The sequence below is a fragment of the Phycisphaeraceae bacterium genome, assembly GCA_019636655.1.
Taxonomy (GTDB): Bacteria; Planctomycetota; Phycisphaerae; order Phycisphaerales; family UBA1924; genus JAHBXB01.
In genome coordinates this window covers 1,001,613-1,013,395 of the sequence record JAHBXB010000002.1, presented here as the reverse complement: position 1 = coordinate 1,013,395, position 11,783 = coordinate 1,001,613, and the positions used below count along the sequence as shown (strand labels likewise).

The 11,783-nt window shown below is 67.5% G+C and carries 9 protein-coding genes; 6 read left to right on the top strand and 3 right to left on the bottom strand.

The genetic code is table 11. From position 1 onward, the window contains the following. Positions 1-59 precede the first annotated feature (59 nt). Positions 60-2,540, top strand: coding sequence for a matrixin family metalloprotease (locus KF745_09765; GenBank protein ID MBX3358703.1), 2,481 nt, complete (start codon positions 60-62; stop codon positions 2,538-2,540). A gap of 105 nt (positions 2,541-2,645) precedes the next feature. Beyond that, entirely contained in the window at positions 2,646-5,033 is a 2,388-nt protein-coding gene (locus KF745_09760) for a pre-peptidase C-terminal domain-containing protein (GenBank protein MBX3358702.1), read from the top strand. 71 nt (positions 5,034-5,104) lie between these two features. On the opposite strand, the gene KF745_09755 is transcribed toward KF745_09760, so the two are convergent. Next, positions 5,105-7,327: an FdhF/YdeP family oxidoreductase gene (locus tag KF745_09755; GenBank protein MBX3358701.1), complete on the bottom strand. Its 2,223-nt coding sequence runs from the start codon at positions 7,325-7,327 to the stop codon at positions 5,105-5,107. Between the two features lie 90 nt (positions 7,328-7,417). On the opposite strand from KF745_09755, the gene moaA reads away from it, so the two are divergent. The 4 genes from moaA to KF745_09735 are packed head-to-tail and all read left to right on the top strand — an operon-like array spanning position 7,418 to position 11,058. Then, on the top strand, positions 7,418-8,494 hold the full coding sequence (gene moaA, locus KF745_09750) for a GTP 3',8-cyclase MoaA (protein MBX3358700.1): 1,077 nt from the start codon (positions 7,418-7,420) through the stop codon (positions 8,492-8,494). Between the two features lie 3 nt (positions 8,495-8,497). Next, positions 8,498-9,292, top strand: a complete 795-nt coding sequence (gene modA, locus KF745_09745; GenBank protein MBX3358699.1) for a molybdate ABC transporter substrate-binding protein — start codon at positions 8,498-8,500, stop codon at positions 9,290-9,292. Between the two features lie 9 nt (positions 9,293-9,301). Next, positions 9,302-9,982 carry a molybdate ABC transporter permease subunit gene (modB, locus tag KF745_09740; protein MBX3358698.1) on the top strand — a complete coding sequence of 227 codons (681 nt, stop codon included), beginning with the start codon at positions 9,302-9,304 and terminating at the stop codon, positions 9,980-9,982. Next, positions 9,955-11,058 (top strand): ABC transporter ATP-binding protein, encoded by a 1,104-nt coding sequence (locus KF745_09735; GenBank protein ID MBX3358697.1) that lies wholly within the window; start codon positions 9,955-9,957, stop codon positions 11,056-11,058. Before modB ends, KF745_09735 begins: the two co-directional genes overlap by 28 nt. 13 nt (positions 11,059-11,071) lie before the next feature. Here KF745_09735 and KF745_09730 read toward each other — a convergent pair whose 3' ends face one another. Continuing rightward, on the bottom strand, positions 11,072-11,476 hold the full coding sequence (locus KF745_09730) for a molybdenum cofactor biosynthesis protein MoaE (protein ID MBX3358696.1): 405 nt from the start codon (positions 11,474-11,476) through the stop codon (positions 11,072-11,074). Continuing rightward, positions 11,473-11,718 carry a MoaD/ThiS family protein gene (locus KF745_09725; protein ID MBX3358695.1) on the bottom strand — a complete coding sequence of 82 codons (246 nt, stop codon included), beginning with the start codon at positions 11,716-11,718 and terminating at the stop codon, positions 11,473-11,475. Before KF745_09725 ends, KF745_09730 begins: the two co-directional genes overlap by 4 nt. Positions 11,719-11,783: the final 65 nt, after the last annotated feature.

The window sequence follows — 11,783 nt, the reverse complement described above, 5'->3', positions numbered from 1 at the left end:
TCCGCGCACCGGGCGTCGCCGGCACTGATCCCAGTCCCCCACTCCCGGAGAATGACGATATGAGACGCGACCTCTTCCGCTCCACGAACGGCACACTTGTTGGGGCTGCGCTGAGCGCCGCCGCCCTTCTCTCGATCTCGGGTCTCGCGGCCGCGGCCGACGAGACGCCGCATGCGGACTGCGATTCGTCGTGCTGCTCCGCCGACACCATGAGGGTGCTCGATGCGGCGCTGGACGCGTACTGCGCCTCGGCCGAGGACCCCGCGTGCCGCAAAGAGGAGCTGCTGGAAAGGATCGCCCGCAGCCCGCTGTGCTTCTCACCCAAGTCCTCGCCGAAGCAGATGGAGAACATCATCCGCATGTACGACTCGCTCCCGCCGGGCCTGCTGGCCGAGGGCGACCTGCGGTTCTTTGTCGCCGGCACGACGTGGGTCGGCGCGGGCGTGGTCGGCGGCGCCGGGACCGCAACCGCGACAAGCCTGACCTACTCGTTCCCGATCGACGGCGTCTCCTGGGGCGACCCCGGTTCCGGCTTCCCGGCCGGTCCGAACGTGCTCAATGCCCGCTTTGACTCGGCCTTCGGCGCCGGGAACAACGACCGCGGGCGCGAGTATGTCCGGCAGTTCTACGGCTCGTGGCGGCGGTACTGCGGGCTGACCTACAACGAAGTGTCCGATGACAACGCCGGCTACACCACCAGCACGGCCAATGTCCCGACCCGCGGCAATATCCGCGTCGGTTCCACCCTGCTCGACGGCGCCAACGGCGTGCTCGCGTACAACTACTTCCCCAGCTCGGGCGGCGACATGGTCCTCGACTCGGGCGACTTCACCGGCGGCAACTTCCTGAGTTCGACCAACAACTACCGCTTCTTCCGCAACGTGCTCGGGCACGAGCACGGACACGGCCTGGGCATGATCCACACCGTGCCGTGCAACAACACGAAGCTGATGGAGCCGTTCATCAACGTCAACTTCGACTCGCTGCAGATCGACGACATCCGGGGCGGTCAGCGCAACTTCGGCGACCGGTTCTCCGGCAACAACTCCGCGGCTAATGCCAAGGATTTCGGGGACATCACCGCGATGTCGATCATCCAGCCGGAGTTGTCCACCAACGGCACCTCGGGCGCGAACAACAGCGACGAGGACTGGTTCCGCTTCACGCTCTTCGCCGCCCAGAATGTCACGATCACCGTTGACCCAACGGGCGGAAGCTACACGAACGGGCAGCAATCGAGCAGCTGCAACGGATCGACCACGACCGTCAACGCCGACCAGGCCGGCAATCTCAACCTCGAGCTCCGGAGCGCGGACGGCACGTCGGTGATCGCCTCATCTTCGAGCGCCCCGGCCGGATCCAACGAGGTCATCACTCAACCGCTGCTCCCCGCCGGCACGTACACGGTGCGAGTCGTCGACGTCGGGCCCAACGCGAACCAGACTGTGCAGTTGTACACGCTCACGATCCGTGTGGGCATCGCCAAGGCCCCGCCGCAGGCGATCGCCGGCGTCAACAAGCGCATCCAGGCCGGCCAGACCTGCTTCTTCATGGGGAACATCAACAGCCGGCCGCTCGAGTCGGGCGTCGCCATCACGACCTATGCGTGGGATCTTGACGGCAATGGAACGTTCGAGATCGCCAACAACGCGACCCCCAACCGCACCTACTCGGTCAACGGCGTGTACCCCGTGACACTGCGGGTCACCGACTCCAATGGAATGTCCGCGACGGACACGATCCTGGTGACCGTGTTCGGCGGCGCCTCGGGCGTGGTGGTCAGCAACATCTCGCCCAACACGGGCGCCCAGGGAACTGTGGTCCCGGTGACCATCACGGGCACGGGCCTCCACAATGTCGACTCTGCGACGGACGTCGTGGTCTCGGGAACGGGCGTGACCGTCACGGGCTCCCCATCGGTCAACCCGGGCGGGACGGTCGTGACGGGCCTCTCGTTCAACGTGTCGGGCGGGGCGACGCTGGGATCTCGCAACGTGACCGTCACCACCGAGGATGGCGCCGATACGGCTAACAACTCGTTCACTGTGATCGCCAACGTCCTCCCGACGGTCGACAGCGTGTCCCCGACGTTCGGGCGCCAGGGCTTCTCGGTGCCCGTGACGATCACCGGCACGAACTTCGGCAACGTCAACTCTGCATCTGATGTGGTTGTCTCCGGCACCGGTGTGGCCGTTTCCGGCACCCCGATCGTCACCAACGGCAACACCACCATCACCGGCCTGTCGTTCGATATCGCGGACGACGCTCCGTCGGGCACGCAGTTCCGGTCCGTAACCGTCTCCACGATCGACGGGGTCGGTTCGCTCACCATGGGCTTCCGCGTCCGATGCCTGGCGGACTGGGACGGCAACTCGGTCGTCACGCCGGCGGATATCGCGACGTTCATCAACAACTGGACGATGGATATCAGCCAGCTCACGCTCAACACAGACGTCGATCACGACAACGTGATCACGCCGAGCGATATCGCGGTGTTCATCGCGTCGTGGTTCAACAGCGTTTCCAACGGCTGTTCGTAAGTACTATCCCGACCCCTGTTGCGAACGAGGGGGGCCAACCGGCCCCCCTTTTCATTGCCAACGCCGGCACCGGCGCCGGTCGACCCGAAGAGAAAGGACCTGATCATGCCCACGCGTTTCGCGAACATCCGGCGCTCGATCCCGGCGACACTGGTGCTCGCCGCGGGAACCGCGGCGTGCCTTGCGGACAACGGTCCCACCGCCGATAAGCCGGCAGAGGATCGCCCGCTGCCCTTGCTGATGAGGATGACGGCGCCCGAGGCGTGCTACCCGGCGAACCTGACGGAAAAGGAACTTGCGGACCTCCTGGCCCGCACCTCGCTATTGCCTCCCGCGGGCGACGTCCAGCCCGGTGGGCTGCGGTACTTCACAACCGGCACGGTGTGGACGGGGACGGGGCAGCAGGGCCCTGCTGGCCGAGCCCAGCGGGCCGCCCTGACCTACTCGTTCCCCGATGACGGCGTGGACTGGGACGGCATGCCAAACACGCTCAACGCGGTCATGACCAGCTCGTCGGTCTTCGGGGCCGCAAACCTCGACAAGGGTCGAGAGCTGATCAGACAGGGCCTGGCCACGTGGCGCCGCCTTGCCGGCCTGACCTACTCAGAGTCGCCCGACAACAACTCCTCGCGAAGCGGGAGCACCACGCACACCACCACACGGGGTGATATCCGGATCGGCGGGAACGGACGCGGCACGCCCAACTTTTTGGCGTACGACTACTACCCCAACGGCGGCGCCGACATGCTGATCAACACGGACTACTTCGGGCCCGGCAACCTGGGATCGACCTCCAACACGTACCGCTACCTGCGCAACGTGATCTCTCACGAGCACGGGCACGGGCTGGGCCACCCGCACCCCGTCCCCTGCGACCACACCAAGTTGATGGAGCCCTTCATCAACACCAACTTCGACGGGGCGCAGATCGATGACATCCGGGGCGTGCAGCGCAACCACGGGGATCGGTTCTCCGGCAACAACTCGGCGGCGAACGCGACGGCGTTCGGCAACCTGACAAGCCCTTCGGTCCGTTCGGTCATCCAGCGCGATCTGTCGACCAACGGGACGTCGGGCTTCAATAACACGGACGAGGACTGGTTCTCGTTCACGCTCTCCTCAGCCCAGAACGTGACCATCACCGTCGACCCGACGGGCGGCTCGTACAGCAACGGCCAGCAATCAACCGACTGCAATACTGACTCGCTCGGGACCGTCAACGCGGACCAGGCGGGCAACCTGACCCTGGAACTACGCAACTCCTCGGGCACGACTATCATCGCATCTGCCGCGGCGGGCGGACCGGGCGTCACCGAGACCATCTCGCAGACGCCGCTGGCGGCGGGCACCTACACCGTCCGCGTCGTGGATGTGGGCCCCAACCCGACCGCGGACCAGACGGTGCAGTTGTACGACCTGATCATCCGCGTCGGCACCAGCAAGGCGCCACCGGCGGTGATCGCCGGGCTCGACAAGCGAGTCCAGGCCGGAACGACCTGCTTCTTCTACGGCGCCCTCAACTCCCGCGCCACCGAGTCTGGGACTTCGCTGACGACCTATGCGTGGGACCTTGACGGCAACGGGACATTCGAGATCGCCAATAGCTCGCAGCCCACCCGCGTGTACAACGTGAACGGGGTGTACCCCGTGACGCTGCGGGTCACGGACTCCAACGGGATGTCGGCGACCGACACCATCATGGTGACGGTCTATGGCGGAACAGCGGGCCTCTCGGTGTCCGACATCTCGCCCGTCTCCGGCCTGCAGGGCACCTCGGTGCCGGTCACCATCACCGGAACGGCGCTGCACAATGTTGATGCTCCCGACGACGTCGTGGTATCGGGAACGGGCGTCACCGTCGTCGGTTCCCCATCGGTCAATCCGGGGGGCACCGTGGTCACTGGTCTGTCGTTCCTGGTTGACCCCGCCGCGCCGACCGGGCCGCGGAACGTGACAGTCACCACCGAGGACGGGACCGCCACCGTCAACAACTCGTTTACCGTCAACGTGAATCTGGTCCCGGCCGTTACGAGTGTCTCGCCGGCGTTCGGTCGGCAGGGCTTCTCCGTACCGGTGTCTATCTCCGGCGCCAACTTCGGCGGAGTCACCTCGGCCTCGAACGTCGTCGTGTCAGGCACGGGCGTCACCGTTTCCGGCACGCCGCTCGTTGGGGCCGGCAACACCTCGATCTCCGGGTTGTCGTTCGACATCGCGGATGATGCGCCGTCGGGCACCCAGTTCCGCTCCGTGACCGTCACCACCGCCGACGGCTCCGGCGCCATGACCATGGGCTTCCGCGTCCGCTGCCTCACTGATTGGGACGGCAACTCGGTGGTCACGCCCTCCGATATCGCGACGTTCATCAACAACTGGACCATGGACATCAGCCAGAGCACGCTCAGCACCGACGTCGACCACGACGGCGTCATCACACCGAGCGACATTGCCGTGTTCATCGCCCGGTGGTTCAACTCCCTCTCGACCGGCTGCTAACCAAGACCCCGGCACAAGTCCAAGGCCGCCCCGCCAAATCGGCTGGGCGGCCTTTCTCTTGCGCGGAGTGCTCACCCGCGGGGTGCCACCGCCAACCGGCGGCACTTCTCGATGCGCACGATGACGTTCTTGAACGCCGGGGTCCTGGACGCCGAGTCGACCGCCGCGGGAACCAGCACATTTGCCTCCGGGTAGTACATCGCGGCGTTGCCCTCGCGGATGGGCGCCTCCCGGGCGAGGAGGTCGGCCATCTCGCCCGCGGCGCTCCGAACGGTGACCCGGTCGTCTCGCCTGAGCCCGAGCCGGAGCATGTCGGCCGCCACCATCAGGACCACGTCCCGTCGCTCCTGGGCGCGGTAGACGTCCCCTTCCTCGTAAACCACCGTGTTGAACTGCCCCTCGGACCGGATCGTCATCAGCCGGAACTCGCCCGATCCCATTTCCTTGAGCGCCGGCACTCGCACAGCGTGGAACCTCGCGCGACCGGTTTCGGTGGTGAACCGCGGCTGGTGGAACGTGCGACCGGCAACCGCGAACTCCTTGCGAGTTCTCCCGATGTCCGCTGCGCCGCCGTATCCGGGAACAACCCGGGCGATGAGGCTCCTGATTTCGTCGTGCCGCCGCAGTGCCGTGAAGTCGAGCGGCCCCCGGTGCCCCATCACGCCCTCGGCGATCTGCGCGATCACCTCGACCTCGCTCCGCGGTCCCTCGTGCCTCGCTCTCCCGCCGTCACTGAGGCGGACGAAGTTGAACATCGATTCCTGGGTTGTCGCCTGCGTCTCCTCGTCGCGGGCCCGGACCGGGAGGATGATCGAGGTCCGGCCCCGGCCCCGTGCGTGCCCGGTATTAAGCGTCGTGCTCATGAACACCGTCGTGTCGATCTGCCGCAGCGACCGCTCCGCGGCGGCTGCATCCGGGCACGAACCAAAGAGGTTTCCGCCCAGGTGCAGCGCGAACCGGACCCCGCCCGATCCGGCCTTCGATACGCACGAGAGCGTGTCCATGCCGGGTGTCCGCGGTAGCGATACACCGAGCACCTCCTCGAGACGGCCGAGCACCGACCCCTTGAGTTCGGGCACGGCGCCCATGGATCCGATCCCCTGGACGTTCGAGTGGCCCCGGAGCGGCAGCAGCCCGGCGCCCGCGCGGCCAACCATGCCCCGCATCAGGGCCAGGTTCGCGATCATCTGGACGTTGGCCACTCCGTGCTCGTGGTGGGTGATGCCCATAGTCCAGCAGAACACGGCTCTGCGTGCCGCGGCGTACATCCCGGCGGCTCGCTCGATCTGGTGCCGCGGCACGCCCGAGGACGACTCGATCACGCCCCAATCGGTCTCCATCACGGCGGCGCGGAACGCCTCCCATCCGTCGGTGTGGTCGGCGATGTACTGTTCGTCCGTGGCGCCCCGGTCCAGCAGCGCGCGGGCCATGCCTGTGAGCAGCGCGATGTCGCCACCGATGTGGGGCTGGATGTACTCGTCCGCGATCTTCGATCCAAAGAGCATGCTCCGCACATCCGAAGGCACGCGGAAGTTCACGAGGCCGATTTCTCGCAGCGGATTAGCGACAACAACCTTCCCGCCGCGACGCTTAAGATCGACCAGCGTGCGCATCAGACGTGGGTGGTTGGACGCGGGGTTGCCCCCGATGACGAAGACGAGGTCGCACGCATCGAGATCCTCGAGGGTAATCGTGGCCGTTCCCGACCCCGTAACGCTCGAGAGCCCGACCCCTGATGCCTGGTGGCAGAAGTAGGAGCAGTTGTTGACGTTATTCGTGCCGTAGACACGAGCGACGACCTGGAGCAGGAAGCCGGCCTCGTTCGACGACCGACCGCTGAAGTAGAAGAAGGTCTCATCCCGTGGGGCGGCGCCCATGCGTTGCGTGACCAGCCGCAAGGCTTCGTCCCACGAGACCGGCCGGTACGACTCATCCCCCGGGCCGGCCACCAGCGGCTCGGTCAGCCGGCCCGCGGCCTCGAGCTCCCGCGGCGACATCCGCTCCAGCTTGTCGAACGAGAACTCGTCGAAGAATCCGGCCCGGATCCGCCCCTGCATGTCCGCGGCCATCGCCTGCACCGACTTCTTGCAGACCTCGGGGAACCGTCCGGCCTCGTTCCGCATCCCCCCCTGCTGCCCGCCCATCCCGAGCGCGCACGTCTTGCATGCGTTGCGCGACGACAGCGCACGAACCATGCGAACGACTCCGCCGGCTGCGCGTGCCTTCTTCAGCGTGTACCAGATCGCCGGCCAACCCCCTCCAGCCGTCATCTGCTTCATCATCCGGCTCCGCATCCAACCAAGCGTACCCGCGGTTTCGGCTGCCCCTCGGTATGTCCACGCCGCGGGGCAGCACCCGGGCCCCACCTACCCTACGCACGAGCGATGACACTGCGGCTAACCATACTGCGGCCTTCGTCCGCTTCGGGCGGGGCGGACCTGCCACCGGCCCCCCACGGGCAGCGCCGGCTCATCGACTCCCACGGCCGCGAGATCCGCGATCTGCGGCTGTCCATCACAGACCGGTGCAACTTCCGCTGCACCTACTGCATGGACCCGGACGTCGCCTTCCTGCCGCGGGAGGACCTGCTGAGTGACCAGGAAATGGTCCGTCTCGCCGGAATCGCGGTGGGGCTTGGCATCCGGAAGATCCGCCTGACCGGGGGCGAGCCCACGATCCACCCGGGCCTCGACGGGATCATCGCGGGGATCGCCTCGACCGGCGTTCACGATCTCGCCATGACCACCAACGGATCGCGCCTCGAGCTGGACCGCCTCCGGGCCTGGCGCGACGCCGGGCTTACCCGCCTGACCGTGTCGATCGATTCGATCCAGCCCGGCCGGTTCGCGGCGATCACCCGTTCCCGATCATCGCCCGCGGCGGTGGTCGACGGGATTCGGGCCGCCCAGCGTGCCGGGTTTGCCCGTCTCAAGCTCAACGCGGTCATTGTCCGCGGTTTCAACGAGGACGAGGTTGTTCCGCTCGCGTCGCTGGCACGGGATCTGGGCGTAGAGATGCGGTACATCGAGTACATGCCGCTGGATTCCGGCCGGCACTGGAACCCATCGCTGTTGGTGCCCGCGAGCGAGATCGTCGACCGGATCGGCGCCGTGTACCCGATTGTCCCGGCCGGCCGGGACGCGGCGGACAGCACCTCGCTCTCCTACCAGTTCGCCGACCTGCCTCCGGGCGAGGGATCACGCATCGGGGTGATTGCGCCGGTCTCGCGGCCGTTCTGCGGGGCGTGCAGCCGGCTCCGCATCACCGCCGATGGCAAGGTTCGCCCGTGCCTGTTCAGCCTGGATGAGTTCGACGTGCGGCCGCTCCTAAGGGGGGGACGCGATGACGAAGCCATCGCCGGGTTCCTGGTCGATGCGATATGGACCAAGCAGGCCGGGCACGGCATCAACACGCCGGCCTTCACCCAGCCCGACCGGCCGATGTCGGCGATCGGGGGTTGATTCATGTCCCGCTTTGGCGCGCTTGTTCTCATTGTGCTGGCCCTGCTGGCCGCCGGCTGTTCGAAGGCACCAAGCCACGAAGACGACCGCGTTCTGCGGGTCGCCGCGGCGTCATCGGTCCGGGCGGTGGCCGAGGCTCTCGCCCGCGAGTTCGAGTCCGATCACCCGGGGGTAAGGGTCACGGTCACTCCCGGGGCCTCTGGCACGCTCGTGGCACAGATGCGCAACGGCGCTCCGTTTGATGTCTTCCTCTCCGCGGATATGAACTACCCGGCAGCGCTCGCGGCCGCCGGGCTCACGCTCGATCCTCCCCGACCCTACGCCCGCGGGGAGCTCGTACTCTGGCTGCCGGCCACCGCTGCCGCGAGCGCGGACGGGCTCGCCCTGGATGTGCTTCGCTCCGGCGCGGTGAGGCAGATCGCCATCGCCAACCCGGACCACGCGCCCTACGGGCAGGCCGCAACCTCGGCACTCCGGTCGCTTGGCCTCTACGAGTTGGTCGCGACGAAACTTGCCTATGGAGAGAACGTCGAGCAGGCGGCCCAGTTTGCACACGCCGGCGCGGCGGAGGCCGCCATCCTGCCACGGAGCCTCGTATCCATGCCCCCGCTGTCCGGTTCGGGCCGATGGATTGCGATCCCGGCGACCGCGTACGAGCCAATCGAACACGGCGTGGTCGTGCTGAAGTCGTCGCCGCAGGGCCCTGCCGCTCGCGAGTTCGCAGGCCTGATCTTGTCGCCCCGCGGCGGCGAGACGCTCGCTCGCCACGGCCTCACCCCTGTCTCCGCAACCCCGTAAACTGCGGCGATGGATTGGGACGCCATCCTGTTGAGCCTGCGACTCGCCGCCGCGACAACCGCGCTGCTGCTGCTGATCGGTGTGCCGATCGCCGCGTGGCTCGCGTTCTCGCCGCGGAAATGGAAGGTGCTTGTCGAGGCCGTCGTGGCGCTGCCGATCGTACTTCCTCCGACCGTCCTTGGCTTCTACCTGCTGGTGGCGCTCGGTCCGTCGAACCCCGCGGGCCGCGCCGTCGAGTCCCTGGCGGGGTTTCGGCTGGTCTTCACGTTCCCCGGATTGGTGATCGCGTCGGTCCTGTACAGCCTCCCGTTCATGGTGCAGCCCGTGGCCGCGGCGTTCGCAGGCGTTGACCGGCGGCTGATCGAGACGTCATGGTCCCTCGGGGTCTCTCGCCGCGCGACGTTCTTCCGCCTGGTGCTGCCGTTGTCCGCTCCGGGGCTCCTGGCGGGGTCGATCCTGTCGTTTGCCCATACGGTGGGCGAGTTCGGCGTGGTCCTGATGATCGGCGGGAACATTCCCGGTCGGACGCGTGTGGCCTCCATATCGATCTACGACGATGTGCAGGCCATGCACTACGGCGCCGCGGCGCGTACATCAATCGTTCTGCTCGCCCTCGCGTTCGCGGCGCTCGTGCTGACCTACTCGCTCATGCGGAGGCGGACATGGTCGATGACGGCCATGGGCTGCTGATCGACATTCATCGGGCGTACCCCGCCGGGCCCACCGTGCGCGCCGCGGTGGCCATCCCCCTTCGGCAGTCGCCCATCACGGCGCTGCTCGGACCGTCGGGCTCGGGCAAGACCACCATCCTCCGATGTCTGGCCGGCCTGGACACGGCGGCCGACGGAACGATCCGCTGCGGCGCACAGACATGGTTCGATTCCCGCGCGGGGCTTTCGCTGCCGCCGCAGCAGCGCGACCTGGGGTACGTGCCGCAGGAGCCATCGCTCTTCCCCCACCTGAGTGTGCGGCGCAACATCCAGTATCCGATCCGCGATCTCCCCCGCCCGGAGCGGCGGAAGCGGACGGATCTGCTGCTCGATGCCCTCACGCTCTCCGGCCTGGAGCGGCGGCGGCCAAGTGAACTCTCCGGGGGGCAGCGACAACGGGTGGCCCTCGCCCGCGCTCTCGCCGCGAAGCCGCGGCTGCTGCTGCTCGATGAACCGCTGTCATCGCTCGATGCGGCAGCGCGAGACCAACTCCGGCGCGACCTCCGAGGCATTATCCTGCTCTCCCGTACCCCGGCGCTGGTCGTAACCCACGATCGTCTCGAGGCCCTCGCCCTCGCCGACTACGCCGTGGCGCTCGCCCCGGACGGCGCCGGCGTCGTGGATTCCGGCCCGATTGCCGAGGCCTTCTCCCGGCTTCAGGACGCGGCCTTCCCCGAGCCGCTGGGGCTCGAGACCGTCCTCGAGGCACGCGTCGAGCGGGTGCGAGACGGCCTCGCGGACGTCGCCGTCGGCCGAACCACGCTCTCGGCGCTGGCCCCGACGCTGTACTCGGGCGCGGCGTTAGTCCGGATCCGCGCGGCGGATGTCATCCTGACCGACTCATCCGAACTTGGCCACGACAGCGCGCGCAATCGACTCCCCGCGACCGTTCGGTCCATCGAGCCGGCAGGGCCGCTCGCCATCGTCCGCGTGGACTGCGGGTTTGCCCTCGCCGCCATCATCACTCTCGCTTCGGTGGCCGATCTCGGGCTGGCGCCTGGCTCGCGCGCGGCTGTGCTGGTCAAGGCCCCGAGCGTTCATGTCATCCCGCGATAACGGGCCGCACCGCTCATGGGTCCCGATACACCGCCTTCTTCCAGATCGGGACATCCCGCTTCAGAACGTCGATGAACTCATCCGCGGCGGCCAGCGCCTCCTTGCGGTGGACGGCAACGACCGTCAGCCGGAACGAGATGGCCCCGACCGGCACGGCTCCGCGGCTGTGCTCGACCCGCACGGCGATCAACCCGAACCGGGCGATCAGGTCGCCGGCAATCTTCCGGATCGACTCCTGTGCCATGGGTTCGTACGCCTGGTACTCCAGCGCGACGAGGGGCCTTCGATCCTCCGTCTCTCTCACGACCCCTTCAAAGACAACGACGGCCCCCACCTCGAAGCCTTCGCCCAAGCCCAGGTCCCGCCGCGGCGGCGCCTCGGGCAGAGGACCGGTCAGGATGTCCACGTGCACGCTCATCCGCCGGACACCAGGCCGATCAGGGCGAGTTCATCCCCAGCCCGGATTTCCCGCTGAGCCGGCGAGAGCTCCCGGTTGACCGCGAGCCGGGCGCTCGCGGCGGCGCTTCGAAGGGCCGGGTGCTGCTCGGCGAGCGCGATGAGCACTCCGGCGCACGTCGCATCCTCCACTTCAACATCAACCCCATCGCACCCCGCCGCGGCAGCCTCGGGACCAAAGAGCAGGACCCTGATTCGCATCATGAAGCAAGGGTACGCGTTTCATTGGACTCCGGGTCTACGGAACACTCCGTGAACATTGGTCGCAA